This window comes from Nocardia sp. FBN12 (assembly GCF_050320175.1).
Classification (GTDB): Bacteria; Actinomycetota; Actinomycetes; order Mycobacteriales; family Mycobacteriaceae; genus Nocardia.
The window spans coordinates 5849421-5875988 of sequence record NZ_CP190048.1 but is presented as its reverse complement, the minus strand read 5'-3'; the positions used below and the strand labels follow the sequence as shown (position 1 = coordinate 5875988).

The 26568-nt window shown below is 67.1% G+C and carries 25 protein-coding genes; 10 read left to right on the top strand and 15 right to left on the bottom strand.

The genetic code is table 11. The features are described from left to right. Nucleotide 1: 1 nt before the first annotated feature. Both ACQHI0_RS27785 and ACQHI0_RS27780 read right to left on the bottom strand, forming a co-directional pair. Nucleotides 2-703 carry an AIM24 family protein gene (locus tag ACQHI0_RS27785; protein WP_378634877.1) on the bottom strand — a complete coding sequence of 234 codons (702 nt, stop codon included), beginning with the start codon at nt 701-703 and terminating at the stop codon, nt 2-4. Nucleotides 704-707: 4 nt separating this feature from the next. Continuing rightward, entirely contained in the window at nt 708-1331 is a 624-nt protein-coding gene (locus ACQHI0_RS27780) for an AIM24 family protein (RefSeq protein ID WP_427904731.1), read from the bottom strand. A gap of 185 nt (nt 1332-1516) precedes the next feature. Between ACQHI0_RS27780 and ACQHI0_RS27775 the strand changes: the two genes are divergently transcribed. Further along, nucleotides 1517-2896: a TerD family protein gene (locus tag ACQHI0_RS27775; RefSeq protein ID WP_427904730.1), complete on the top strand. Its 1380-nt coding sequence runs from the start codon at nt 1517-1519 to the stop codon at nt 2894-2896. A 52-nt stretch (nt 2897-2948) separates the two neighbouring features. Beyond that, the gene (locus ACQHI0_RS27770) at nt 2949-4499 is read left to right on the top strand and encodes a TerD family protein (protein WP_427904729.1); all 1551 of its coding nucleotides are present in this window, start codon (nt 2949-2951) and stop codon (nt 4497-4499) included. Nucleotides 4500-4552: 53 nt separating this feature from the next. On the opposite strand, the gene ACQHI0_RS27765 is transcribed toward ACQHI0_RS27770, so the two are convergent. The 3 genes from ACQHI0_RS27765 to ACQHI0_RS27755 form a co-directional block, all read right to left on the bottom strand. Then, on the bottom strand, nt 4553-6292 hold the full coding sequence (locus ACQHI0_RS27765; RefSeq protein WP_427904728.1) for a glycosyltransferase family 87 protein: 1740 nt from the start codon (nt 6290-6292) through the stop codon (nt 4553-4555). A 21-nt stretch (nt 6293-6313) separates the two neighbouring features. Beyond that, a complete protein-coding gene (locus ACQHI0_RS27760; protein WP_427909317.1) occupies nt 6314-8482 on the bottom strand; it encodes a transglycosylase domain-containing protein in 2169 nt (722 codons plus the stop codon). Nucleotides 8483-9386: 904 nt separating this feature from the next. Beyond that, a complete protein-coding gene (locus ACQHI0_RS27755) occupies nt 9387-9803 on the bottom strand; it encodes a DUF5318 domain-containing protein (RefSeq protein ID WP_427904727.1) in 417 nt (138 codons plus the stop codon). A 173-nt stretch (nt 9804-9976) separates the two neighbouring features. Here ACQHI0_RS27755 and ACQHI0_RS27750 point away from each other — a divergent pair, with 173 nt between their 5' ends. Both ACQHI0_RS27750 and ACQHI0_RS27745 read left to right on the top strand, forming a co-directional pair. Then, nucleotides 9977-10534 (top strand): PadR family transcriptional regulator, encoded by a 558-nt coding sequence (locus tag ACQHI0_RS27750; protein ID WP_379238509.1) that lies wholly within the window; start codon nt 9977-9979, stop codon nt 10532-10534. Next, nucleotides 10527-11636, top strand: a complete 1110-nt coding sequence (locus ACQHI0_RS27745) for an inositol-3-phosphate synthase (protein ID WP_358103718.1) — start codon at nt 10527-10529, stop codon at nt 11634-11636. Before ACQHI0_RS27750 ends, ACQHI0_RS27745 begins: the two co-directional genes overlap by 8 nt. Nucleotides 11637-11695: 59 nt before the next feature. Here ACQHI0_RS27745 and ACQHI0_RS27740 read toward each other — a convergent pair whose 3' ends face one another. The 6 genes from ACQHI0_RS27740 to ACQHI0_RS27715 all read right to left on the bottom strand — a co-directional run bounded on the left by ACQHI0_RS27740 (nt 11696) and on the right by ACQHI0_RS27715 (nt 18372). Beyond that, nucleotides 11696-12127, bottom strand: coding sequence for a GyrI-like domain-containing protein (locus tag ACQHI0_RS27740; RefSeq protein WP_427904726.1), 432 nt, complete (start codon nt 12125-12127; stop codon nt 11696-11698). Then, nucleotides 12127-12582 (bottom strand): GyrI-like domain-containing protein, encoded by a 456-nt coding sequence (locus tag ACQHI0_RS27735; RefSeq protein WP_427904725.1) that lies wholly within the window; start codon nt 12580-12582, stop codon nt 12127-12129. The genes ACQHI0_RS27740 and ACQHI0_RS27735 overlap by 1 nt, the downstream gene beginning before the upstream one ends. A gap of 177 nt (nt 12583-12759) precedes the next feature. Then, the gene (locus ACQHI0_RS27730; protein WP_427904724.1) at nt 12760-15075 is read right to left on the bottom strand and encodes a transglycosylase domain-containing protein; all 2316 of its coding nucleotides are present in this window, start codon (nt 15073-15075) and stop codon (nt 12760-12762) included. 97 nt (nt 15076-15172) lie between these two features. Then, a complete protein-coding gene (locus tag ACQHI0_RS27725; RefSeq protein WP_427909316.1) occupies nt 15173-16021 on the bottom strand; it encodes a carbohydrate ABC transporter permease in 849 nt (282 codons plus the stop codon). 50 nt (nt 16022-16071) lie between these two features. Next, nucleotides 16072-17049 (bottom strand): carbohydrate ABC transporter permease, encoded by a 978-nt coding sequence (locus tag ACQHI0_RS27720; RefSeq protein WP_427904723.1) that lies wholly within the window; start codon nt 17047-17049, stop codon nt 16072-16074. Nucleotides 17050-17094: 45 nt separating this feature from the next. Then, entirely contained in the window at nt 17095-18372 is a 1278-nt protein-coding gene (locus tag ACQHI0_RS27715) for an ABC transporter substrate-binding protein (protein ID WP_427904722.1), read from the bottom strand. Nucleotides 18373-18573: 201 nt separating this feature from the next. Between ACQHI0_RS27715 and ACQHI0_RS27710 the strand changes: the two genes are divergently transcribed. Both ACQHI0_RS27710 and ACQHI0_RS27705 read left to right on the top strand, forming a co-directional pair. After that, a complete protein-coding gene (locus ACQHI0_RS27710; protein ID WP_427909315.1) occupies nt 18574-19374 on the top strand; it encodes a DUF2786 domain-containing protein in 801 nt (266 codons plus the stop codon). 78 nt (nt 19375-19452) lie between these two features. Next, nucleotides 19453-19983: a TIGR04338 family metallohydrolase gene (locus ACQHI0_RS27705; protein WP_427904721.1), complete on the top strand. Its 531-nt coding sequence runs from the start codon at nt 19453-19455 to the stop codon at nt 19981-19983. Nucleotides 19984-19993: 10 nt separating this feature from the next. On the opposite strand, the gene ACQHI0_RS27700 is transcribed toward ACQHI0_RS27705, so the two are convergent. Continuing rightward, on the bottom strand, nt 19994-20995 hold the full coding sequence (locus ACQHI0_RS27700) for an o-succinylbenzoate synthase (RefSeq protein WP_427904720.1): 1002 nt from the start codon (nt 20993-20995) through the stop codon (nt 19994-19996). A gap of 77 nt (nt 20996-21072) precedes the next feature. Next, nucleotides 21073-21444, bottom strand: coding sequence for a MerR family transcriptional regulator (locus ACQHI0_RS27695; RefSeq protein WP_427904719.1), 372 nt, complete (start codon nt 21442-21444; stop codon nt 21073-21075). A gap of 39 nt (nt 21445-21483) precedes the next feature. Here ACQHI0_RS27695 and ACQHI0_RS27690 point away from each other — a divergent pair, with 39 nt between their 5' ends. Next, entirely contained in the window at nt 21484-22749 is a 1266-nt protein-coding gene (locus ACQHI0_RS27690; protein WP_427904718.1) for an MFS transporter, read from the top strand. Nucleotides 22750-22853: 104 nt separating this feature from the next. Here the strand turns inward: ACQHI0_RS27690 and ACQHI0_RS27685 are convergent, their stop codons facing one another. Then, entirely contained in the window at nt 22854-24023 is a 1170-nt protein-coding gene (locus ACQHI0_RS27685; protein WP_427904717.1) for a thiolase family protein, read from the bottom strand. Nucleotides 24024-24107: 84 nt separating this feature from the next. On the opposite strand from ACQHI0_RS27685, the gene ACQHI0_RS27680 reads away from it, so the two are divergent. From ACQHI0_RS27680 to ACQHI0_RS27670, 3 genes are all read left to right on the top strand, one after another. Beyond that, nucleotides 24108-24629 carry a winged helix-turn-helix transcriptional regulator gene (locus ACQHI0_RS27680; RefSeq protein ID WP_427904716.1) on the top strand — a complete coding sequence of 174 codons (522 nt, stop codon included), beginning with the start codon at nt 24108-24110 and terminating at the stop codon, nt 24627-24629. Between the two features lie 106 nt (nt 24630-24735). Next, nucleotides 24736-25143 (top strand): helix-turn-helix domain-containing protein, encoded by a 408-nt coding sequence (locus ACQHI0_RS27675; RefSeq protein WP_427904715.1) that lies wholly within the window; start codon nt 24736-24738, stop codon nt 25141-25143. Further along, nucleotides 25028-25438, top strand: a complete 411-nt coding sequence (locus ACQHI0_RS27670; RefSeq protein ID WP_427904714.1) for a DUF3039 domain-containing protein — start codon at nt 25028-25030, stop codon at nt 25436-25438. Before ACQHI0_RS27675 ends, ACQHI0_RS27670 begins: the two co-directional genes overlap by 116 nt. A 48-nt stretch (nt 25439-25486) precedes the next feature. On the opposite strand, the gene ACQHI0_RS27665 is transcribed toward ACQHI0_RS27670, so the two are convergent. After that, on the bottom strand, nt 25487-26566 hold the full coding sequence (locus ACQHI0_RS27665) for an ABC transporter ATP-binding protein (protein ID WP_427904713.1): 1080 nt from the start codon (nt 26564-26566) through the stop codon (nt 25487-25489). Nucleotides 26567-26568: the final 2 nt, after the last annotated feature.

The window sequence follows — 26568 nt, the reverse complement described above, 5'->3', positions numbered from 1 at the left end:
TTCACAACTTCTCTTCGGAGGCCTGCACGTACACCACACCCTGTCCGTGGCAATGCAATTGCATCGCCTCGCCCGCGCCGCGACCCACCGCGTCGCGCCAGCTCATCGCGGATTTCAGTTCGGTCTGCACATTGCCGTACGCGGCGACGAACGCCTGCGGGTCGACAACGATCGGATTCGGCCCGCCCACTTGCAGTTCCAGGAATCCGCCGTGCGCGAGCAGCACCGCCGAACCCTGTCCGCTGAGCTGGGTGGTGAACATGCCCTGCCCGGTCGCGACACCCGCGGCGGCACCGCGCAGCGCGCCCATCAGACCGCCGCCGCCACCACCGCTACCGCCCGAACTGGCGACCGACACCACCGAAGCCTGCAAACCGGCCGACTGCGCGAGCAGCCGTGAAGCCTCGGCCCGCAACACCGCGCCCGGCTGCATCTGCACCACGTGCACCTCGAGCCCGGCGAATCCGTAGTGGACCTCACCGTTGCCCTGCGCGAGCATGGTCCGCTCGTGCTCACCGGCCATCATCTGCCCGGCCATCCGCATCAAACCGCCGCCGCCCATGCCTTGACCAGCGCCGGGAATCTGGTGCGGCGCGAACGCCACCTGGCCCGTGTAGAACAACATCGCGCCGGAGCGGGCGACGACGCCGCCAGCCTGTCCGACATTGACCTTGACGACCTTGCTGTTGACCTTCTCGAACATCCCTCTACCGTTCCGCCGGCTGAATCAACACGACGCCCTGGCCCTCGAACCGCAACGAGAACGCCTCGCCCGCATCCTGTCCGACCATCGTCCGCCAGGAAACATCGGTGATGAACGACTGGTTGAGGTTGCCGCGCGAGGCGACGAAAGCATCGGGATCCACGATCAGCGGATACTGCGGCGAAACCTCGAGATGGATCAGCGGCCCACCGGCCGACAGCAGCGCCACCTGGCCCTGCCCACTGACCGTTGTGGTGAACAGCCCGGCACCCGACGACATCCCGCCGACCCCGGCGAACCGCACATCGGTGCGCAGATTCCCCGCGAAGGCCAGCAGCTGCTGCGACTCGACCTGCAACGTCTCGTTGTTCAGGTTCACCACGGTGACGTTCTGTCCGTTCACCGCCAGGAACACTCGCCCGTTGCCGTTGCACTCCATCAGTGACAGTTTCTCGCCGGTGGCGCGGCGCTTGAGGCCGTTGAGCACGCCCTCGCCGCCGCCGAACCCGGCCGATTTGAACTGCACATTGCCTTCGTAGGCCACCATCGAGCCCGAGATCGCGCGGATACTCGTCCCCGCGAGCTGCGCCTCGATCACTTTCTTCGATTGTTCGAACAATTGCGCCATGACAGGTGTGTGCCCGTCCCCTCTGCGAAAGCGGTCAAACCGCCTGTTCCGACTGCGACGTCACCCTAACCGATCAGGGGAAAGTACGCCCGGGCCACAGAGCACGGACGCGTACGCCCGGTTTCTCGTAGAGTGACAAGCACTGCTGTGGAACAACCCAACCGACGACAAGCGAAGGGTCGAACTTGTCTGCAACACTCGCCAAGGGCCAGAACGGCCCGCTGGCCGTCAGTGACGTGGTGATCTCGCTCCAGGTCACCGCACCGGCCGACCTGTCCGCACTGCTCGTCACCGAGCAGGGCAAGGTCCGCACCGACGCTGATTTCGTCTTCTACAACCAGCCGAGTGGACCGGGCGTCGATCTACGCCCCGGGCCCGCGGGTCAGCCTGCCTCGCTTGCTGTTTCGCTGTCCGCGGTGCCCGCCGACATCGATCAGATCCGCGCGGTGATCACCCTCGACGACGCGACCAGCAATTTCGGCCGCTTCGCCCCGCCCACCGCGCTGGTCTCCGACGCGTCGGGCAACCAGCTGTTCAGCTACCAGATCGACGGTCTGAACGCCGAGTCGATCGTGATCGCGCTCGAGCTGTACCGCCGTCAGGGCAGCTGGAAGGTGCGCGCGGTCGGCCAGGGCTACGCGGGCGGTTTCGCCGCGCTGGTCACCGATCACGGTGTGCAGGTGGATGATTCGCCCGCCCAGGCCGCGCCGCAGCAGGCCGCGCCGCAGCAGGCCGCGCCGCAGCAGGCGCCCCCGCCGCCCCCGCCGCAGCAGGCTCCGCCCGCGTACCCGGCGCAGTCCGCGCCCAGCTACCCGCAGCAGCCCGCGCCCGCCTACGCCCCGCCCGGCGGTGGCTACCCGCCGCCGCCCGGTCCGGCTCAGCAGCCGCCCGGTGGTTACCCGCCGCCCCCCGGTGGTGGTTACCCGCCGCCCGCGCAGGGCGCGCCGCAGCAGCCGCCCGGCGAGATCAGCTTGAGCAAGGATCGCCCGGTCAGCCTGCAGAAGGGCCAGCGGGTCACGCTGCGCAAGGAGGGCGGCGCCGCGCTGACCTTCGTGAAGATGGGCCTCGGCTGGGATCCGGTGCGCACGCGCGGCATGTTCGGCAATCGCACGGTCGATATCGACCTCGACGCCTCGGTCTGCCTGTTCGCCGACCAGAATCTCGTCGACGTGGCCTACTACGGCCAGCTGTCGTCGAAGGACGGTTCGGTGCGCCACCAGGGTGACAACCTCACCGGCGAGGGCGAGGGCGACGACGAGATGATCCTCGTCGACCTGACCAGGATCCCCGCGCACATCACCACGCTGCTGTTCATCGTCACCTCGTACAAGGGCCACTCCTTCGAGCAGGTGCAGAACGCGTTCAGCCGCCTGATCGACGGCACCACCAACGGTGAGCTGGCGCGCTACACCCTCGCGGGCGGCATGCCGTTCACCGCGATGGCGATGGCGAAGGTGTACCGCGTCGGCGGCGACTGGAAGATGCAGGCGCTCGGCGAGGGCTTCAACGCCAAGCATCCCGGCGAAGCCGTGCCGCAGCTGGGCCGATTCCTCGGCGGCAATTGATCCAAGAGGGTTGACCGAGACACACCAGATCGCGACAGAGCAGGCAGATACCGTGATTCACCTGAAAGCGGGGCAGAACACTGCTCTGAGCGCTGATTCCGTGCGCTTCACCGCGCAGACCACCGGCACCGTCGAGTTCGGGGCGCTGGTGGTCGGCGAGGATCTGCGGGTTCGCGACGTGCACGATCATGTGTGCGCGTCGCGGCCCTCGGCACCCGGCGTGCGCTTCGCCGGTGTGGCAGTGGATCTGACGCTTTCGCAGATCAGGGCCGACGCGCATGCGGTGCTGTTGTTCGTCGCGGGCGGGCAGACTCTCGGTGCGGTCACGGCGTCGCTGTACGAAAACGGCAGTCCCGCCGCTGAATTCGTCATCGCGCCGACCGCGGGTGAGAGTGCGCTGATCTGCCTCGAGGTGTACCGGCGTGGTGGCGGGTGGAAGTTGCGGGCGCTCGGTCAGGGGTACGCCGGCGGCTCGGCGCAATTGCTGACCGCGCACGGAGTGACCGCCCCCGAGCCCGCACCCGCGCAGGCATGGCAGCCCGCACCACTCGCACCGCCGACCGCCCCCACCGAGACGGTCGCGAGACCCGTTCCCGCATCCGGCATTCCGCTCGAGGTCGACCACGGCCTGCAGCGAATGTGGATGATCTTCGAAGACGCCGCCCGCTCGGCCGCCGCGCTCGTCTCGGCCCGCGACTACGCGACCAAACGCCTGGATCAGGAACTCTCCGAAGCTGTTTCGAATCCGGCGACCCGCAACACCCCCGCCGCCGACGCGGCCCGCACCGCCGCCCAGCGCCGTCACGACGACCTCGCCGCCGTCGCCGACGCCAACCACCGCCGTGACAGTGACCAACTCGCCCACGAGATCGCCGAAGCCGACGCCGCCATGCCCGCCGCACTGGCCTCCTGGCTGGCTCCCGCCTGGACCACCCGTGCCGCCCCCAGCGACGGCATCCGCCTCGGCGAGCTCTACGCACTCGACCGCGGCGGCCTGCGCGTGCCGTATTGCGTTCCGGTGCCACTGAATCGGCCACTGTGGGTCGACACCGAATCCACCGCCGCGGCCGCACGCGTGATCGGCGCCCTGGTGGCCCGCCTCGTCGCCGCGATCCCCGACAAGCCGACCAAGGTCGACCTGATCGACCTCACCGGCGGCCTGCGCACCCTCGCCACCCCCCTCGCCCCACTCCTGGCCGGCCCGGTGATCGCCGACCACGGCGACATCTCCGCCCGCCTGGCCGAACTGGCCCACGCCGCTGAACTGGCCGAAATCGCTTACAACAGTGGACAAGCCGTCCCCCCGGCCGAACACCGCATCCTCGTCGCCGCCGACTTCCCCCACGGCTACCAGGGCAGCGACGTAGTCCGCCTCGGCCAACTGATGGTCCGCGGCGACCTGATCGGCCTGTCCCTGGTCATCGTCGGCAGCAACGGCGAATTCGGCGACGGACCGGTAGATCTCCTCGCCCAGTCCTGCCGCCACCTCCCCACAATGCCCGGCACCCCCCTGTTCGACCCCTGGACCGGCAACGCCTGGGAACTCGACCTCGACATGCTCCCCGCCGAACCCGAACTCCAGGCGCGCTACTTGCGAATGTAGGGCCACGCCGATGACGAACTCCCACTGGGGAACCCGTCATCGCACCTGTTCCGTCAGTTCAGTACCGATACCGGTCGCGCGCTGATCGTGGCCTGTTTCGGGCGCAGGAACTCGGGGAGCCAGGGGAGTAGTGGGTCGAGGGCTCGGTCGAGGACGCCGCCTGCTGGGTCGTCGACGAAGTCTCGGCGGACTACGTCGTTCTGGGGGCGCAGGATTTCGTAGACGATCAGGGCGCACAGGCCGAGGACGGCGAGGTCGCGCAGGACGACGGTGCCGGTGAACCACTGTTCGGGTAGGCCCTTGTTGTCCTCGCCGAGGTAGTAGTACATGCGTGGCACCCAGACGAGTGCGTCGATCGTCATCCACGCCAACAGGATTCGCCGGTGCGGTAATGCGAGGACCGCCAGCGGCACCAGCCACAGCGAATACTGCGGGCTCCACACCTTGTTCGTCAGCAGGAAGGCCGCGACGACGAGGAAGCACAGCTGGGTCAGGCGTGGGCGCCGTGGTGCGGTGAGCGCGAGGTAGGCGATGCCCGCGCAGGCGGCGACGAAGGCCAGCAGCGAGACGGTGTTCAGGATGGTCGGTGGCTGGCCGTGGCCGATCGCCCCGTCGAAGCCTTGCCAGCCGGTGAACGAGGTGATCACGTTGTAGATCGAATCGGGATCGGCGTGCCGGGTGGTGTTGAGGCGGAAGAACTCGCGCCAGCCCTCCGGGTACAGCGCGGCGATCGGCAGGTTCACCGCTGCCCAGGTTCCGGCTGCGGCGAGCACGGTGAGGGTGGCCGCGCCGAGCGGGCGCAAGGCGAACAGATGGGTCCTGGCGGGGGTTTCCCGCAACCAGGTACGTGCGGAGTCGAGACTGTCGACATCACGCAAGCGCAAGCCCGCCCGCGCGGCAGGCTGACGCTGCATCGGATCGATCCGTAAGCACAGCACCACGATCGGCCCGAGCAGCAACAGCGGATACAGCTTCGCCGCCCCGCCGAGTCCAAGGAGGACGCCTGCCAGAACAGGTTTGCGCCGCGCCCATGCCAGCAGCCCGGTCGCCGCGAAAGCCGTTGCGAGAGCATCGAAATTGGTGAAGATGTGCACGATCACCAAGGGCGACAACGCGATCAGCGCCACATCCCAGACCCGTCGTCCGGCTAATCGCGACGACGCCCAGACGGTGATCAGCCAGCCGACCGAAAGACCCAGTGCGACAACGTTGAAATACACCACCACCGACATCGCGCCGGGCACCGGCAGGTGATCCCACACATTGCCGATCTGCATCGCCGCGTACTGGTAGAGCCCCGAAAGCACCGGATACTCCATGTATCTGGTCTCGGTGCCGCCGTCGGGCGTGCTCTCGGTCCAGGATTTCTTGTACGGGAACGCACCCTCGTTGAGCCGTTCGGCGCCGTAGAGCGGCACGGTGTCGGAGTAGCACATGGCCACGTACTGACGCCCGTTGTTCCAGTCGAGCGTCAGCCCGCCGTCACCGTCGCTGGTCTGCTGGATGCAGCCTGCCTTGGCCGACCAGCCCAGCGCCAGGAAGATCACCGTGAAGGCGAACAGCACCCGCAGCGGCGTCCAGAACCGCACGCGCCCGATCAGCGCGTGATCGCCGACCGGGCCGCCGACCACGGTGGACAGCTGCGCGGTGAGCGAGTCGTTACGGCTCGGCCGGTCTCGCGCATCGATCGAGCGCAGGTCGGGTGCCAGCCGGGCGGGCGCCACGTACTGCGCCTCGCGGTCCGGCCGGGTACCACTCGACGCCGGCTGGTCCGCGAGTTGCTGATCGGTCACGACATCCGAGGCTACCGGTGGTTACCGGGATCGGGTCGGCGTGGCTCCCGCGCCGCTGCTTTCGTCGTCGTTGCCGCCGCCCTGACCGTTGCCGTTGCCCGGCCGGGTAGCCGGCGTGGTCGGCGAGCCCTCCGGCCCCGCCGTCGGCTGGCCGGGCAGCGGGCCCGCACCGGTCTCGGGCGTCGACTGCGACTGCGGCACCGCGGGCTGCTGCACCCCGGGCACCGGAATCCGGATGCCGGGCAGGATCTCGACCTGCGAGGGCACGATCACCGGCGGCACGATCGCCGGATTGCTGGTGGACGGCGCGGTGTAGGGCGCCGACCATTCCGGCACACCGGCCTGGCCCTTGATCGGGGAAGGCTTGGGGAACGACTCGTTCGACGTGCCCGACAGCGCGCCGTCCATCGCCGACTTCCAGATGTCGGAAGGCAGTCCGGAACCGTAGATGCTGCCGCCGCCGTAGTTCTTGAGCGGTTCGCCCTGCTCGGTACCGACCCACACCGCGGTCGACAGCGACGGGGTGTAACCGACCATCCAGGCGTCGCGGTTGTTACCGGTGTCACCGAGCTGGTGGGTACCGGTCTTGGCGGCGGACTCCCGGCCACCGGCCAGGTTGTGATTGCGCGAGTAGGCCGCGATCGGCTTCATCGCCGCGGTGACGTTGTCGGCCACGGCCGCGCTCACTCGCTGCTCACCGGCGGGCTCGCCGCGATCGAGCAGCACCTCACCCTTGGCGGTCACGACCCGCTGCACGAAATGCGGCGCGTGATAGACACCCGACGCCGCCAGCGTGGCGTAGGCCGAGGCCATGTCGAGCGGGCGGGACTGGTACTGGCCGAGCACGATGCCGTTGTTGGGGCCGACGCCGCCGGGCTCGGTGAGCGTTTCGCCGATGCCGGGCAGTTCCTTGGCGATACCGAGCTTGTGGCCCATATCGGCGATCTTCTGCGGACCGTTCTGCATGTCCAGCTGCATGCGGTAGAAGCTGGTGTTCAGTGAGCGCTTGAGCGCCTCGGCGATGGTGCACATGCCGCAGCCTTCGCCTTCGACGTTGCCGATCTTGATGCCGTTGACGGTGATCGGCGAGCTGTCGTAGAGCTGCGAAAGCGGAACGCCCTGTTCGAGATTCGCGGCAAGGCCGATCGCCTTGAACGAAGAACCGGTCGGCAGACCGGCATTGGCGAAGTCGTAGCCCTGGCCGTCGCTGCCGCCGTAGTAGGCGCGCACCGCACCGGTGCGCGGGTCGACGGAAACCACCGCGGTGCGCAGGTTCTCGGGTTCACCCTCGAGCTTGCCCTGCGCGGCCTTGATCGCGGCGTCCTGCGCCTTCGGATCGATCGTGGTGGTGATCTGCAGGCCCTCGGTGTTGAGCTGCTGCTCGCTGATGCCCGCGGTCGAGAGCTCCTGCAGCACCTGGTTCTTCACCAGGCCGGACGGGCCCTCGTCGTTGTTCTTGTCGCCGAGCGAGTCCAGCGACACCACCTGCGGGTACTGCATGCCCTGACGTTCGGTCGCGGGCAGGTTGTTCTCCGCGACCATGCCGTCGAGCACGTACTCCCAGCGCGTCTTGGCGCCGGTGGGGTTCTTCTCCGGATCCAGCATCGAGGGCAGCTGGATGGTCGCGGCGAGGACAGCGCCCTCGGCCACGGTCAGCTCCTGCACCGGCTTGCCGAAGTAGGACTTGGCCGCGGCGTCGATGCCGTACGCGCCACGACCGAAGTAGATCGTGTTCAGGTAGGCGGCGAGGATGTCTTCCTTGCTCCACTGGCGCGCCATCTTGGCCGAGATCACCAATTCGTGCATCTTGCGCGTCATCGACCGTTCGTCACCGACCAGCGCGTTCTTCACGTACTGCTGGGTGATCGTGGAACCACCACCGGCGCTTTCCTTGCCGAGGATGTTGTCGCGGGCGGCGCGGGCGAAGCCCGAGACCGAGAAGCCGGGGTTGGTGTAGAAGTCGCGGTCCTCGGCGGCGATCACGGCATTGCGCACGTGCGGCGGGATCTGGTCGATCGAGACCTCGGTGCGGTTGCCCTGCGGCGGAACCACCTTGCTGATCTCGGTCGTGCCGTCGGCGGCGAGGATCGTGGCGACCTGGTTGGTCTCCAGATCGCCCGGCTTCGGCACCGACACCGCCGTATAGGCGACCAGGAACACCGCGCTCGGCACGACGATGGCCAGCGCCATCAAGACGTAGAGCGTCCGGCGAACGATCCGCCACGGCGATTTCTTCACCGCACCATCACTACCCGAGCCGTCGTCGCCCCCGCCACCATCGCGGCGGTTGCGCGGACCGGTCGGCGGGGGTGTGCCGCCCGCGCGGCGATCACCGGCGAGCGCGCGACGTTCGCCCGAGGCAGGGCCGCCTGCCGCGGTGGCGCGTCGCTCACCGCTGGTCGGCCCACCGGGGCGGCGGCCCGCACCGGCGCGCGCGGCAGCGGCGGCGCCACCAGCGCGGTTCGCGCGTGCCATGTCGTCGCCCGCACCGCGCACGGTCCGGTCACCCGAACGCACTGTCGGCTCCTCGGGAGCGCCGGGACGCGGGAGTTTCTGGGTGGCGTTGGCCGGGGGCGGAACCGGTCGACCCGGCTGCGCGGGCCGACCCTGCGGCGGCCTGCCCTGGCCGGGACCACCCTGCGGAACCGGCCCACCGGGACGCTGCGGCGGCGGACCAGGTCGACGCGGCGGCATCCCACCTGGCGGCGGGCCCTGCTGACGACCGGGCGGCGGCCCCTGCGGACCACGTCCACCAGGCACCGGACCACCCTGCGGACGCCCACCCTGCACGGGACCACCCTGCGGGCGGGGACCGTTGGGTCCCGGCAGCCGCGGCGGCGGACCGCCGGGCCGATCACCCGACTGTGGGGGGAGACCCGGTTGTGCACCACGAGCCGGGCGGCCGCCGCGCGGATCATCGCCGTGGGGGGAGGATTCGTAGGGCGAACTCACTGACCAGATCTCCATAACTTGTAAGGTTCGGGCACACAACATCCGCGCCGGAGTACCGGCGCGGAAAGGGTGCACCCCGAACAGTGGCGCATCACGCGGTGGCCACCATCACTCGAGTCGGCTGCCCATCACTCGGCAGCCATCACTCGACAGCAGAGCGCCGGGCTCGCGAACTCGTTCGTCGCCGAGCCGGCGCGGGGGCCGTGCCGAGTACATACGACTGCACCAGATGGTTCCAGCTGCACGAGCGACATACCTCGACGACATGCACCGAGAATTCTTCGTTCGACTCTGCCATCCGGATCAGTTCCTCGGGCGTTCGCGCCGACCCGGCCGCTTGGCCGAGCCCATCACCGAACACCCACGAAACCAACGTCAGCTGCTCTTTTCGGCAGATCGGGCAGGTCGCCTCACTGCCCCGGCCGTGGAACTTCGCGGCCCGGAGCAGATAGGGATTCGCGTCGCACACCTCGGCGACGCCGACCCGCCCCGCGTAGACATCGGCCAGCAGCGACCTGCGCCGGAGCGCATAGTCCACCACCTGCCGCTGAATTCGCACGATCACCAGAGTAGCGGGGTTCGGATAGGCACGCCCATGGCACAAGAGATGACGGAGTGATCTGCGTCATTGCGTTGTGCGTTGTTATATCGGCCCGATATAGTTGGAAGTCGCATCCACGGTTAGGTTCGCACGGCCTGTTCGGCCGTCATAGTCAGGGAGTGAGGTCGGCAGTGCTCGAATTGGCGATTCTCGGCCTGCTCCTCGACGCGCCCATGCACGGTTACGAGCTGCGCAAGCGGCTGACGGGCCTGCTCGGAGCGTTCCGGGCCTTCTCCTACGGTTCGCTCTACCCGACGCTGCGCAGAATGCAGGCCGACGGGTTGATCGCCGAGGAGCTCCCCGAGGGCGCGATCGCGCGCCGTGCGCGCCGCGTCTACCGGCTCACGCCGGTCGGGCGGGAACGGTTCTCCGAACTCCTCGCCGACACCGGTCCGCAGAACTACACCGATGACGGTTTCGGCGTTCACCTGGCCTTCTTCAGCCGCACTCCCGCCGAGGCGAGAATGCGGATCCTGGAGGGCAGGCGACGCCAGGTCGAGGAGCGACGAGAGGGTCTGCGAGAAGCGATCAAGAAGGCCAGCGGGTCACTCGATCGCTACACCAAGCAGCTCCACCAGCTCGGATTGGAATCAAGCGAGCGCGAAGTGCGCTGGCTCAACGAGTTGATTGCGGCGGAGCAATCGACGAAGGCGGCACCACAGAAAGAGGGAAAGAGCGGCCATGAGTGATGTCAACAAGGTTGGATCCGGCGAAGTCCGCGTCGCGATCGTCGGTGTGGGCAACTGCGCATCGTCGCTCGTGCAGGGCGTGCAGTACTACAAGGACGCCGACGAGAACCAGGTCGTTCCCGGCCTCATGCACGTCAAGTTCGGTAGCTACCACGTTCGCGACGTGAAGTTCGTGGCCGCGTTCGATGTCGACGCCAAGAAGGTCGGCTTCGACCTGGCCGAGGCCATCTTCGCCAGCGAGAACAACACCATCAAGATCTCCGACGTGCCGCCGACCGATGTGACGGTCCTGCGTGGCCCGACCCTCGACGGCATCGGCAAGTACTACGCCGAGACCATCGAGCAGTCCGAGGCGCCCGCGGTCGACGTGGTCAAGGCGCTCAAGGATGCCAAGGTCGACGTGCTGGTCTCGTACCTGCCCGTCGGTTCCGAAGAGGCCGACAAGTTCTACGCGCAGTGCGCGATCGACGCGAATGTCGCGTTCGTCAACGCGCTGCCGGTCTTCATCGCCTCCGACCCGGTCTGGGCGCAGAAGTTCGTCGACGCCGGTGTCCCGATCGTCGGCGACGACATCAAGTCGCAGGTCGGCGCGACCATCACCCACCGCGTGATGGCCAAGCTGTTCGAAGACCGCGGCGTGGTGCTCGATCGCACCTACCAGCTCAATGTCGGCGGCAACATGGACTTCAAGAACATGCTCGAGCGGGAGCGTCTGGAGTCGAAGAAGGTCTCCAAGACCCAGGCCGTCACGTCGAACCTCACCGGCGCGCTCGCGGGCAAGGTCCACGACCGCAACGTCCACATCGGTCCCTCGGACTATGTGGAGTGGCTCGACGACCGCAAGTGGGCCTACGTGCGGCTCGAGGGTCGTGCGTTCGGTGACGCCCCGCTGAACCTGGAGTACAAGCTCGAGGTGTGGGATTCGCCGAACTCGGCCGGCATCATCATCGACGCCGTTCGCGCGGCGAAGATCGCCAAGGACCGCGGCATCGGCGGACCGGTCATCCCGGCTTCGGCTTACCTGATGAAGTCCCCGCCCGTGCAGATCGCCGACGATGTCGCGCGCACTCAGCTCGAGGCGTTCATCATCGGTGCCGATTAATCACTGAACGAAAAAAGCCGGTGCACACGAACTTTCGTGCGCACCGGCTTTTTCGGGTCTCAGTCCAGCGAGACGTACACCTCGACCGAAGTCGGACCGGTGTAGCGCTCCAGCTCCGCCGTGTGCGAGCGGGTGATGGTGCCCGCGTTCTCGGCCTTGATCACCTGCGCCCACGCGGTGCGCAGCAGATCGTAGGGCTTGTCCGAGACCACGAACTTGGCGTAGCGCCCCGCGGGGATGCGGGTGAGCACGTCGCCTTCGTCGATGTCGTCCAGTCCGGCGACCTCGTAGCCGAGCACGGCCACCGCATGATCGTTCTGGCCGATATAGGCCGCCGCGCGCGGCACGGACTTTTCTCGCGACAGATAGCGATCCCAGGTGAAATTCACCAGATCAAGATCGCGCGCGGTCACCTCACGCCCGGCCAACGGCACGGTGAGGCCCGCGATCAGCCCGTCGTCGAGGGTGACGATTTCGAAATCCACGGCCATCAGCTGTCCTTCTCCTCGGTCAGCGAAACGAAGATCTCGACCGTGCGCTCGTCGGGATACTGCTCGCAGTCGCCGGTATAGGCGCGCACGAATTCACCCGCTGCCTCCGCGTCCCACACCTGGCGCCACAGCCCGACGATGGTGTCGCCGAGGTTGTCGCCGCTGGCGACGAAGCGCGCGTAGCGGCCCGCCGGAATCCGGCCGAGAACATCGCCCACCTGCAGGTCGGCGAGAGTCTTGCACTCGTATCCGACGATGTGAGTCAGGTAGGAATTGATCTCCGGCGCGAAATCGACATAGCCCGTCGCGACCGGCCCCGGTAACGTCCTCGCCCGCAGGTGCGCCCACGCCTCGACCACCTTGGCGCGGCGCGGCCCCTCGACGGCGAGCGCCGGGCTGCGGAGCACCGTGCCCGCGATCAGCGTCTCGGGACGGTCAACGACATTGAAATCCACCTGCGTAGCCCCTATGTCTAGTGTCGTCGCATGTCGGTACCGACCGCACATCCTCCCGTATCGGTCCGACAGGTTCCGCGCCGGGATCATTCGACCCCTGGTCGGGCGGTTCGCGCTCTGGGCAACGATGTTGCCATGTCCCTAGGGTAGCCGGGTGCGGCTGCGCCAACTCGTGATCTATCTCGGCCCCTCGCCACCGAGTCCGGGGAACAATTCGCCGGGCACCGCGGGCGTCGGCGCGGGCGGGATCACGATCAACGGCGGCGGCGCGGGGCGCGGCGAGTTCGTCGGCGGGCCGAAGATATCGAAGCCGCCGCCCGGCCTCGGCGCGGTCTCGGTACCGGGCGTCGGCACCAGCTGCGGGCTCGGCAGCGCTGGCACCTCGAATGTTTCGACCGGGGTCCCCGCCAGCGCGGCGTCCATCGCCTGCTTCCAGATGTCGGCGGGCAGTCCCGATCCCCAGATGGCCCCTCCCCGGCCGTTGCGCAGCGGCTGTGGGTTCTCGGTGCCCACCCACACCGCGGTCGACAGCGAAGGCGTGTACCCGACCATCCACGCGTCCTTGTTGTCCTTGGTCTCGCCGAGCTGGGTGGTTCCGGTCTTGCTCGCCGACTGCCTGCCGTCGGCGAGCCCGTGGCCGTTGGAGTAGTTGGCGATCGGCAGCATCGCCGACGTAGTCGCATCGGCGATCTCGGCGGAGATCCGCTGCTCGGGCTCTGAATGTCGTTTGCCCGTCGCGGTTTCCCAGCTGCGGTCGAGCAGCACCCGCCCGTCGCCGGTGCTCACCTTCTGCACGAAGTACGGCTGGTGATAGACCCCGGAGGCGGCCAGCGTCGCATACGCCGACGCCATATCGAGGGGGCGAACCAGATACTGCCCGAGCACGATCCCGTTGAGCGGGTACCCGTCCGGCTCCGTGAGGCTGATGCCGTCGACGCCGGGAATGTACTCGGGGATGCCTGCCAGGTGCGCGGCCTCGGCGACCGAGCGCGGGCCGTCGGCCATCGTCATCGTGAGCCGGTAGAAGCTGGTGTTGAGCGAGCGTTTGAGCGCCTCGGCGAGCGAGCAGCGCCCGCACGAGTCACCCTCGACATTGGTGATCTCGGTGCCGCGGTCGGTGATCGGCGAGCTGTCCATCGCCCGCGTCACCGGAATGCCCTGGCGTTGCGCCGCGACGAGCGCGAAAACCTTGAACGCGGAACCTGTTTGGAGCGGCGCCTGCGCGAAATCGAAGCCGGTGCCGTCTTCCCCGCCGTAGTAGGCGCGCACCGCCCCGCTGCGCGGATCGATCGACACCACCGCCGAGCGCAGTTCCGGTGGCTGCCAGGAGAACCGCTCACGCACCGAGTCGACCGCGCCCGCCTGCGCCGCGGCGTCGATGGTGGTGGTGATCTGCAGTGCGCCCGTATTGATGTCGGCGTCGTCGAGGCCCGCCGCGCGCAGCTCGCGCAGCACCTGGGTGCGGATATGGCCCTCGGGTCCGAGTGCGACGCCTTCGGCGGGCACATCGTCGAGCGGGATGATCGGCGGGAACACCGTCGCGTCACGGTCGCCGGGCGCGAGCACGTTCATCTCGACCATGCCGTCGAGCACGTACTGCCAGCGGGCCCGCAGCTGGTCGAGATGGTTCTCCGGATCGAGCACCGAGGGGGAGCGGATCACCGCCGCCAGCACCGCGCCCTCGGCGAGGGTGAGCTCGGGCACCGGCTTGTCGAAATAGGCCTTCGCGGCGGCCGCGATCCCGTACGCGCCGCGGCCGTAGTAGATGGTGTTGAGGTAGGCGGCCAGGATCTCGTCTTTGCTCCACTGCCGCGCCATCTTCGCCGCGATGACCAACTCCCGCATCTTGCGCGTGACGGTGCGTTCGGAGCTGAGGAAGGCATTCTTCACGTACTGCTGGGTGATCGTCGAGCCGCCGCCCGCGTTGTCCTGACCGGTCACATTGTCGCGGGCGGCGCGCAGGAAGCCACTGGTCGAGTAGCCGGCGTTGGTATAGAAGGTGCGGTCTTCGGCGGCCAGCACGGCGTCGCGCACCGGATACGGCACATCGGTGAGTGGGATGGGGATCCGATTGCCCTGTGGCGGAATGAATTTCGTCAGTACGGTGGTGCCGTCGGCGGCCAGCACGGTGGCCGGCTGCTCGACCGCGACCTCGGCCGGTTCGGGGATCTCCGAACTCCAGTACACCGCGACGAACAGCAGCGCGGGCACACACACGAAGATCACGAAGAGCGCGAGCAGCAACCGCCGGATGCGCTGGCCCCTGGTGCGCGGCTGACGTTCCCGCTCCTCTGTGCCCAGCCGCGCGGCCTGTTCCCGCCGCGCCGCTCCCTTGTCCGGTGGTCCGTCGGTGGCGGCGAGTCGCGCCGCCTGTGCCCGTCGGGCCGCACCTTTGGCCGGTTTGCCTTCGCTCGCCAGCGGATCGCGGAACCCGGCTATCGAGGTATACGGGACGTCCCCATCGGAACGCCCGCGCCCGCGCTGGGAGGCCACACCATCTCCTTTCGGAGCGAGCAGAAGAACTCACCTGCACCGACGTCGATATCGGTGCAGGCGACTCTACCCGGCGGTGGCGCCAGAACCCGGCAGGTCAGCTCTTGACGCCGCCCGCGGTGAGACCGGAGATGATGCGACGCTGGAAGATCAGCACCATGATCACCAGCGGCACGGTGACGATCACGCCCGCCGCCATGATCGCCGCGTACGGCTGCACCAGCGGGTCGTTGCCCGAGAAACTCGCGATCGCGACCGTCACCGGCTTGGTGTCGTCGCCCGACAGCAAGCGGGCAAGCAGGTACTCGTTGATCGAGGCGATGAACGCCAGGATCGCGGTGGTGAACACCGCGGGCGCGGCCAGCGGCAGCATGATCAACCGGAAGGCCTGGAACTTGCTCGCGCCGTCGATGCGCGCGGCCTCTTCGAGCTCCCACGGCAGTTCGGCGAAGAACGAGGCCAGGATGTAGACCGTCATCGGCAGGACGAAGGAGATGTTCGGGATGATCATCGCCTGGTACTGGCCGATCCAGCCGATATCGGTGAACAGTTGGAACAGCGGCGTCACCAGCACCACGGCCGGGAACATCGACGCCGACAGGATCAGCCCCGAGATCAGGTACTTGCCCGCGAAGGTCATCCGGGCCAGCGCGTAGGCCGCGAGTACACCGAGGATCAGCGCGACAGCGGTGGTCGCCGAACCGATGATCACACTGTTGAGCAGCGCTTTGCCGAAGTCGTTGCCGCGGCTGGTGTCGAAGGCGTTGCGGAAGTTCTCCAGCGTCACGTGGGTGGGCCACGGGGTGCTGTCGAAGGTGTGGGCCGGGTCGCGGAACGCCACCACGGCCATCCAGTAGAACGGCCCGAGCCCCCACACCAGCACGATGGCGACACCGAGGTAGAGGCGCACCGTGCCGATCCGCTTGCGCCACGACACCGGCTGCATCGGCACCGGATTCGCTTCGGCGCCAGGTTCTTTCGTCATCGAGATGCTCATCAGTTCGCCTTCCGCTGTTCTTCCTGCGTGCGAACAGCGTTGGCGCCGAGCACCTTCACCAGAACGAACGCGATCGCGAAGACGAGCAGGAAGGTGATCACCGACAGCGCCGCGGCGCTGTTGGGACCTTGGCGCACCTGCTCGACCACCAGGATCGACAGCGTGTTGGTCGACGGGTTGCCCAGCGTCATGATCGCGGGCAGGTCGTACATGCGCAGCGCGTCCATCGTGCGGAAGAGCACCGCTACGAGCAGCGCGGGCTTGAGCAGCGGCAGCGTGATGTTCACGAACCGCTGCCAGGCCGACGCGCCGTCGACCTTGGCGGCCTCGTACACGTCGGCCGGAATCACTTGCAGCCCAGCCAGAATCAGCAGCGCCATGAACGGCGTGGTCTTCCACACGTCGGCCGCGATCACCGCGAACCGCGACGCCCACACATCCGAGGTCCACAGGATCTGCGTGCCGAGCACCCGGTTCACGACGCCGTCGTACTGGAACATGAACTCCCACAGCCGCGCTGTGACAGCGGTGGGAATCGCCCATGGGATCAGCACGGCGGCGCGCAACAGCGCCCGGCCGCGGAAGGTCTTGCCCATCACCATGGCCATGCCGAGCCCGAGCAGGGCCTCGAGCGTCACCGTGATCACGGTGAAGAACAGGGTGATCCCGACCGCCGACCAGAACTGCGAGCCCAGCGTGCCGGTGGGGCACGACACCGTGCCCATCAGCGACCCGCACTGCTGCATCAGCCAGTGCGTGTAGTTGCTGAAGCCGGCGCCGCCGCCCTCGACGAACATCCCGGTGGCCGGGTCGATGCCGGAGTCCTTCGAGAAGGACATGACGATCGCCTCGACCACCGGATAGCCGATGACCACGGCCAGTGCGACGAGCACGGGCGTGACGAACAGCCACGCCTTGCCGGATTGTCGCAGGTGCAGCGCTAGCCCGCGCTGCTTGGCTCCCGAAGGATCCGACACCGTTACTACTCTCCTACGGTCTGGTCGGGTCCGCTGCGCGTACCGCTACGAACCGGCGGTCTCGATGCCCTTTTGCATGCCCGCGACGGCGTCGTCGACGGACTTGGCACCGGTCAGTGCAGCATAAGCGTTGTCCTGGATGGCCTTCGACACCGCGGGATAGAACGGGGTCACCGGACGCGGCACGGCGCTGGCGATGGACTCCTTCAGCGCGGGCAGGTACGGCATCTTCGCGATCAGGGCCGGGTCGTCGTAGAGCGAGGAGCGCACCGAGGGCAGCGAGCCCGAGGCGATGATCTGCTGTGCCTCTTCGCTGATCAGGTAGCGAACGAAGTCCGCGGCAGTGGCCTTGTTCTTGGAGAACGCGCTGATCGCGGCGTTGTAACCACCGAGGGTGGAAGCACCGACGCCGGTGTTGCCCGGCAGCGGGGCGACACCGAACTTGTCCTTCACCGCGGAGCCGTCGGCGGAGGCCTGGGCGTAGAGGTAGGGCCAGTTACGCAGGAACAGCAGCTTGCCAGTCTCGAACGCGCTCGCGCTCTCACCTTCCTTGAAGGTGATGGCTTCCTTGGGGATGTCACCGTTCTTGTAGGCGTCGACGAGGACCTTCAGGCCGGCCTTCGACTCCGGGCTGTTCACGGTGGGGGTCTTGCCGTCGGCGCCGACGAAGCTGCCACCGAAGGCGTTGATGACCTCGGAGGTGTTCACGGTCAGGCCCTCGTAGGGGGCCAGCTGACCGGCGTAGCAGCCGATGTTGTTCTCGCGCGCCACCTGGCACTGGCCGAGCATCTCGGTCCAGGTCTTGGGCGGGTTGGGCACCAGGTCCTTGCGGTAGTACAGCAGGCCACCGTTGGTGTTGCGCGGGGCCGCGTACAGCTTGCCGTTGTAGGTGGCGCTGGCCACGGTCGGCGCGAGCAGCGGCGCGGTGTCGATCGCGAAGGTGTCCTCGAGCGGCTGGATCCAGCCCTTGGCCGCGAACTCGGCGGTGTTCGGCACGTCGAGGGCGACCACGTCGTAGCCGTCCTGCTTCGCGCGGAAGTGCTCGGCGAGGTCGTCGTGCTGCTGGGTGGCGTCGGCCGACTGCTCCTTGAACGTCACCTGCTCGTTCGGGTGCGCGGCGTTCCAGCGGTCGATGAGTTGTTTGACCACACCGGTCTCGGTGGTGTCCTTACCTTCGACGTAGGTGATCGGGCCGCGGCCCGTCAGGTTCTGGTCGAGCGCGTTGCCACCGTCGTCACTGGAGCAACCACTGGCGAACGTTGCGGTGAGCAGCGCGATCGAGGCAGCAGCCATCGTCGCTCTGGGGACAAACTTCAAGGCCATCGCAGACACTCCAGGGTCAAGACGTGAGCAGCAGCACACCTTGCTGCGGTGCAACAGGCAACATACATGGTGCGCGGTCTTCGCGTCCGATCGTCCTGCTCATCGGCTTACTTTTCGGTCAGTTCCCTTGGGATTTCGGTGTCGGTGCCGTGCCCTACCCTCGACTGCGTGACCAGTCCACCGCCGTCGACGCCCGATCGGATGCTCACTCGCATCGGTGGTTTGCTGCGCAAGGCCGAGTCCACCGACAACGCGCACGAGGCCGAAGCGTTCCTCGCCGCGGCCCAGCGGCTGGCGACGAAATCCTCGATCGATCTCGCGGTGGCGCGCTCGCATGTGGCCGCGCGTGAGCGCAGGTCGGCGCCGGTGCAGCGGATCATCCCGATCGGCGAGCCCGGTCGAAAAGGGCTGCGCACCTATGTCCAGTTGTTCGTGGCGATCGCCACGGCCAACGATGTTCGCTGCGATGTCGCCCGCAGCTCCGCCCAGGTCTACGCCTACGGCTTCGCCGCCGACATCGACACCTGCGAAGCGCTCTACGCGAGCCTGCTGATCCAGATGGTCCGGGCGTCGGACCACTACATCAAATCCGGCGCCTATCGCGAGGCCACGGTCGTGAAGGTGGTCACCGAGAAGCGCCTCGGCCGTACGGTTCGGCGCAAGGTGGAGGTTCCGGTGGCGGGGGTTACGGCGCGGCTGAACTTCCAGATGGCCTTCGGCGCGCGGATCGGTGCGCGGCTGGCCGAGGTGAAAGCTGAAGTCGTCGCCGAGGAATCGGCCGTCGAGTCGACGGGAACCGCTCTTGCCCTGCGCGACAAAGAGGTCGCGTTGACCGACTTCTACACGGCCACCTCCGAGGCCCGCGGAACCTGGCGCGGCCCCCAAGCCTCCACCGGGCACTCCGCCGCGGCCCGCCGGGCGGGAGACCGAGCGGGCCGAAACGCTCGCTTGGGTACCTCGCCTGAGCTGCCGGCCGCTCGCGGAAAGATCACCGGCCGATGAGAGCGCGCAGGCGGCGAATCGTGACCTGCCCGATCAGATCAGCTGGGGTGTCGTGGGTGATATCCGACAGGGCGAGCCGTGCCGCACCGTGATTCGGGCAATACCCAGCGCGATAGCCAACGCGCCAAGGTTTACGACGGGGAGCAGTTGGTGCGCGGGGCATTCGACCGGGCCGACGAGTTCGGGCATCGGACGGTGGAGGTGTACGGCTCGCAGTTGACCTTGCCGGTGGAGCGACGGTTCGCTTCGGTGGAATCGGTGCAGAGCTATGTCGACAAGGTGCTGGCGCTGAATTGGGTTCGTGCGCAATGGGAGCGGGCCGCCGTGGCGGTTCGGGTCCGTGCGCGTGCGGGCGCGGCCGCGGCGCACTACGAGACGGCGGCCGCTGTGCTGGCCGTTCCGCTCCACACCGGTTCCACTGCCTGGGCACTGCGCGAACTCGTCGTTCTCCACGAACTCGCCCATCATTTGTCGCCGGATTCCGTGGAAGCCCCGCACGGACCCGAATTCTGCACTCGGTACGTCGAATTGGTCGATGGCGTGATCGGTCCGGAGGCCGCATTGTTGATCCGGGCGACCTTTGCCGGGTGCGGCGTTCGGTTCGGCTAGGGTTCGCCGCTCAGCTGCTCCCGAGCAGTGCACTGACTCGCTCGTATCGCCGCAGCCACCAGTCGACTCGCTCGGGGTCGGGGTGTCGGTACTTGTCGAGCAGCGTCGGGTCGGGCTCAGGCGGCGCGGTCGGGACCGGCAGCCAGCCATCCGTGGGTAGTAGCGAGTCTGCGACGAGATCACCTTCGAACAGTGCGAGAGTTCCCAGACCGCAGGCGAATTCCAGATCAGGCAGCGCGCCCGCCAACGCCAGTTGCGCGGCCAGACCGACGCTGGTCTCGAGCGCCGACGAGACCACCGTCGGCAGCCCGGCCGCGCCGGCCACCGCCAATGCTCGACGCACCCCGCCCAGCGGCGTGCACTTCAGCACCGCCACGTCGGCGGCGCCGGCCACCGCTACCCGCATCGGGTCATCGGCTCGTCGAATCGACTCGTCGGCCGCGATCGGCACCGAAACCCGTCGCCGCACTTCAGCTAATTCCTCGATCGTCCGGCACGGCTGTTCTACGTATTCCAAACCCCCGGCAGCCCTGTCGATCTCACCGATATTCCGTACTGCGGTCGCAACGTCCCACATCGCGTTCGCATCGACTCGAACCGCCCCGGACTTCCCGATCGCCTCCCGCACGGCCGCCACGCGCGCCACATCCTCGGCCAAGGAATCAGCGTGGTCTGCCACCTTCACTTTGGCTGTCGCGCAACCGGATTCCCGCACGATCCGGCCGGCCCGCGCCGGATCTACCGCGGGCACGGTGCAATTCACCGGAATTCGATCCCGCACCGGCGCCGGCCACCCCACCGTCACCTGTTCGACTGCGGTAGCCAACCATCCCACCGCTTCCCGGTCGTCATACTCGGGAAACGCGCAGAACTCCCCCCATCCCAATTCCCCTCGAATCAACATCCCCTCGCGCACAGTGATCCCTCGAAACCGCGTCCGCAGCGGAATCGCATAAACAAACAGGTCGGCGCTCACGCGTTCGATCGTAGAGGTCGCGGATATACCGGCCATGGCCTGAGTGATTTCTGTGGCTCGGAGTTGCCCCGCCCGGCGGCATGTGCGTGCGTTGATATTGAAGTGAGAGGCGGTCAGGAAGCTCGGATTTCGTGGCTCACGGCGTCGAGGTAGTCGTTGATGGCTCGGTGGTTTTTCGTGAGGCATTCGATCTTCTCTGCCATGCGGTCGCGTTGGTGTTCGAGTGTCGCGATCATGTCTGGGGTGACGTATGGCAGGTGTATCGCCCGCGAACTGTCCAGGCAGGGAAGGATCTGCTTGATGATCCGTGTTGGCAGGCCGGCATCGAGTAGGCCCCGGACTTGCCACACCCGGTCGACAACGTAGTCCTCGTAGCTCCGGTACCCGTTGGGGAGCCGTTCGGAGTGGATCAGCTCCTGTTCCTCGTAGTAGCGGAGCATCCGCACCGGCGTGTCCGTGCGCTGGGAGAGCTCACCGATCTTCATCCCCACACCTTTTCGTGTCTGGGCTGCGATGCAGCCGGCTTGACCCTCACATCAATGTCACACATTGATGATAGGGGCATGACACGAACGGTTACATCACCATCCCCTTCCGCCGCTGATGCACGGTTCCCGCTCGCAGGTCTGCTGGCTCTGGCTGCCACGGGGTTCATCACGCTCCTGACGGAGACGATGCCCGCCGGGATGCTGTCGCAGATGAGCCGCGACCTGGGAGTGAGCGAGGCCGCTGCCGGGCAGAGCGTGACGGTCTTCGCGATCGGGGCGATTCTCGCGGCGGTTCCTCTCACGAGAGCAACGATCGGCTGGCGACGCAAGCGCCTGCTGCTGTTCGCGATTTCCGGGTTCGCGGTCGCCAACACGATCACCGCCTTCTCCGACAGTTTCGCACTCACCCTGACCGCCCGGTTCCTCGGCGGCATCGTCGGCGGCATGCTCTGGGCGCTCCTTGCCGGTTACGCCCGACGGATGGTTCCCGCGCACCAGCGCGGCAAAGCCATGGCCATCGCGATGGCGGGCGGAACCGTTGCGCTGTCCGTCGGGGTCCCCGCAGCTGCGTTCCTCGCCAAGGTCGTCGAATGGCGATTCGCTTTCGGGATCATCACACTGGTGACTCTCGCACTGATCGTATGGGTGATTGCCACCGTTCCGGACTTCCCTGGCCAATCCAAGGGCGCACGACTGCCGCTGGTCCATGCGTTCCGCACACCCGGAGTCGCCCCGATCCTCGTCGTGACGTTGACGTTCGTGTTAGCTCACAACATTCTCTTCACCTATATCGCCCCGTTCCTGGCCCCGCTCGGCATGGCGGGTCAGGTCGATTCGGTGCTGCTTACCTTCGGTCTGGTGTCGCTCGTGAGTATCTGGCTCACCGGCGTGCTCATCGACCGACACCTGCGCATGCTCATGATCTCGGCCTGCGCGCTCCTGGCCACAGCGGCTCTCGTCCTGAGCGTCTTCTCTGGCACCCCTGCTCTCGTGTACGCCAGTGCAGCCCTGTGGGGGCTCGCGTTCGGCGGCGCCTCAACCCTGCTGCAAACCGCGATCGCTGACGCCGCCGGCCCAGCGGGCGACGTCGCACAAGCACTCCTCACCACATGCTGGAACATCGGGATCGCCGCAGGCGGGGTCATCGGCGGTATCACCCTCAACGTACTGGGATCCGCCTCCCTGAGCTGGATCACACTCGCGCTCCTGCTCCCGACGCTCGCTATCGTCATCGGCGCACGTCGACACGGATTCACCAGCCGCACATTCGAACGCGAGACCGCCTCCAAACCGGACGCGTGACACCAGCGCTCGTCCGTGTCAAGCGGGCGCGCACCACCGGCACACGGACAGTCTGCGGGGTCGAGCCGGACGGTGGCGCTCGCGGTGAGCGCCACCGTTTCGGTTCACAGCCGTTCGATGATGGTGGCGTTGGCGAGGCCACCCGCTTCGCACATGGTCTGCAATCCGTAGCGCGCCCCACGCTGCTGCATCGCGTGCACCAGCGTCGTCATCAACCGCGCCCCGGACGCGCCGAGTGGATGCCCGAGCGCGATCGCCCCGCCGTTGACGTTGACCCGGCTCATCTCCACGCCGGTCTCCTGCGCCCACGCCAGCACAACCGGCGAGAACGCCTCGTTGATCTCGAACAGGTCGATGTCGGAAATGCCCAGACCGGCCCGCCGCAGCACCTTCTCGGTGGCCGGGATAACCGCCGTGAGCATCAGCAATGGATCGTCGCCCGCGACGGAGAAGCTGTGCAGCCGAGCCAACGGCCGCAGCCCCAATTGCTGGGCACGTTCGCTGGACATGATCAGCACCGCGGAACTCCCGTCGCTGACCTGGCTGGCCGAGGCGGCGGTGATCTCCCAGCCGATCTGCGGGAACCGAGCGGCCATCGCGGGGTCGTAATAGGCAGGCTTCAGTTTCGCGAGGGTATCGATCGTGCTGCCGACCCTGATTCCCTCATCCGAGCTCAGCCCGTTGATCGGCGCGAGTTCATTCGCGAAGAGCCCGTCTTTGGTTGCCCGAGCGGCCTTTTCGTGACTTCCGAGTGCGAACTCGTCGAGCTGAGTGCGGGTCAGCCCCCACTTCGCGGCAATGAGCTCGGCGCTGATTCCCTGCGGGACAAGATCATCGGGATATCGCTCCGCGAAGGCGATTCCGGACAGATCGCTGGCGCCGATCAGGTTGGCGCCCATGGGTACTCGCCCCATGGATTCCACCCCGGCGGCCACCACAATGTCATAGGCCCCCGCGATAACCCCTTGTGCCGCGAAATGAATCGCCTGCTGACTACTACCGCACTGCCGATCCACCGTCGTGGCGGGCACGGATTCCGGATACCCGGCGGCCAGGGCGGCCCGCCGAGTCATATTCGCCGCTTGCTCCCCGACCTGGGTGACGATCCCGCCGATCACATCGTCTATCAGCACCGGGTCGATCCCGCTGCGTTCGACGACTGCCCGCAGGCTGTGCGCCAGCAGATCAACAGGATGAACGTCGTGAAGTGCGCCGTTCGGCTTGCCCCGCCCGATCGGCGTGCGTACCGCTTCGACGATGACCGCGTCTCGCATGGAAGTCCTCTTTCGACACCACTGGCTCTAGCTGACGATAGTCAGCATAAACCCTAACTATCGTCAGCTCAAGTCAGATTGGCTATGATGTCTCCCATGGCAGCAGTGATGGAAGGACCCCTGGCCGATCTCAGCAAATGGGACACGGAAGGCTGCTCCATCGCCAGAGCCATGGACCTCATCGGCACCCGCTCCGCGATGCTCATCCTGCGCGAGGCCTACTACGGCACCCGCCGCTTCGACGGCTTCGCCCGCCGAGTAGGCATCACCGACGCCGCCGCAGCGGCCCAACTCCGCAAACTCACCACCGCCGGCCTCCTGGAAAAACGCCCTTACCAGGAAGAAGGCAAACGCACCCGCCACGAATACGCCCTCACCCAAATGGGCAGAGACCTACTCCCCGCCGTCGTGGCCCTCTGGCAATGGGGCGACACCTACCTCCAACCCGGCCCACCGCCCTTGCTTCGAGTAGACGCCGAGACCGGCGCCCCCGTCCGCGCTGACCTCCGCACCTCCGACGGCACCGAAATCCCGCTCGAACGGCTAGCCGTCCGTGTCAATGAGGACTACCTGCGCGACCGTAAAGCTGCTCGTGGGCGGCCGTGATTCGTGTCGGCGCAATCAGTGTTGACATTGTCAGCTCTCGACCGTAGCGTCATCTGTGACATGTATGGCATGTATGCCGTCTGTTGTGTGAAGAAAAGGGGGCGTTGTGGTTGCCATTCATGAGGTAGATGCGACGGCGGTGCCCGCCGATCAGCTGGCAAAACTCGAGCAGTTGGTCACTGAGCTCGGCCCGTCTGAGCTGCGTGAACTGCTGCGGGCTGTGACGACAAGCGTGCACTCCGGTGTCGACGTCGCCATGTTCCGCGCCGACGATGTTCTGACGCCCGCCCAGGTCGCGACCCGCATCGGAATGAGCCGTACCCACTTGTACAAACTGCTCGACTCCGGAGCGCTTCCCTCTTTCCGAGTCGGTCGCGACCGCCGGGTCCGCGTCGCCGATGTCATGGCTTTCCAGCGAGCCCGCGATCGTGATCGCGGAGAGCTTGCCGAACGCTTCGCGAAGATCGACGGAACCCGCCGCGATGCCATCGCAGAGCTGGCCGCCGAGCTGTAATTCTGGCTCTGACAAGATGGTTCGGTTCGAGTGGTCGTTTTCGACGGTTGCCGAGGTCGGGTTCGCGCGCCGCCGGGTCGTGCAACTTCGTGCAGCGGCGAATCGCGGCGAGCTGCTTGCTCCTGAGCTCGGGGCTGTCAGCCACTTCGTGCATTCGGAACATCTCGCCGCAGCGGCCGTACAAGGAAATGCGACGCGCGCACTGTGCGGAGTCTTCTTCGTTCCGATGCAGGATCATCAGCGCCTGCCCACCTGTCCGGAATGCTCGAACAGGTTCGCAGCGCTCCCGAAGTAGGTGTGCCGCAGGCGACTCGGTGCGAACAAGGCGCCTGCGGCATCCGAATCAGCGCAGGCGTCGGCCGTCGACGCTGAAGAAGTACACGTGTTCGGGGTCGGCGGTCAGCCGCAGACGCTCGCCCTTGGAGGGCGGGTTGCGCCAATCCACGCGCGCCACAATGGTTTCCCCGGTTTGGCCGCTGGTGCCTGCGGAGAGGGCGCGGCCGTAGACGTAGGCGTCGGAGCCGAGCTCTTCCACCACGTCGACCTCCATTTCGAGGCCGCCGTCGCCCACCTCGAGATGCTCGGGACGAATGCCGAGTACCACGGAACCCTCACCGGCGTCGGCCACCGCGCGCGGCACTCGCACCGGATATCCGCCGATGGTGACGGCTCCGTCGTCGACCGGCAGCGTGAAGAGGTTCATCGCGGGCGAACCCATGAACCCGGCGACGAACATATTCGCCGGATCGCGGTAGAGGTCGCGCGGGGAGGCGCACTGCTGGAGCAGGCCGTCCTTGAGGACCGCGACCCGGTCGCCCATCGTCATCGCCTCGACCTGGTCGTGCGTGACGTAGACCGTGGTGGTCCCGAGCCGCCGTTGCAGCTGTGCGATCTGGGTGCGGGTCTGCACGCGCAGCTTGGCGTCGAGGTTCGACAGCGGCTCGTCCATCAGGAACACCCGCGGCTGCCGCACGATCGCGCGCCCCATCGCCACCCGCTGCCGCTGACCGCCCGACAGCGCCTTCGGCTTGCGGTCCAGGTACTGCTCGAGGTCGAGCAGCTTGGCCGCCTCGAGCACCCGCTCGTCCCGCTCGGCCTTGGACACCTTGGCCAGCTTCAGCGCGAACCCCATGTTCTCCGCGACCGACATGTGCGGATACAGCGCGTAGTTCTGGAACACCATCGCGATATCGCGATCCTTGGGCTCGGCGTTCGTCACGTCCTTGTCGCCGATCCGGATACACCCACCGTTGACCTCCTCGAGCCCGGCCAGCATCCGCAGCGAGGTCGATTTGCCACACCCCGACGGCCCGACGAGTACCAGGAATTCGCCATCGGCGATCTCGAGATTCAACGCGTCGACCGCGGGCTTGGTGGCCCCGGGATACAGCCGGGTAGCGCGGTCGAAAGTAACGGTAGCCATGC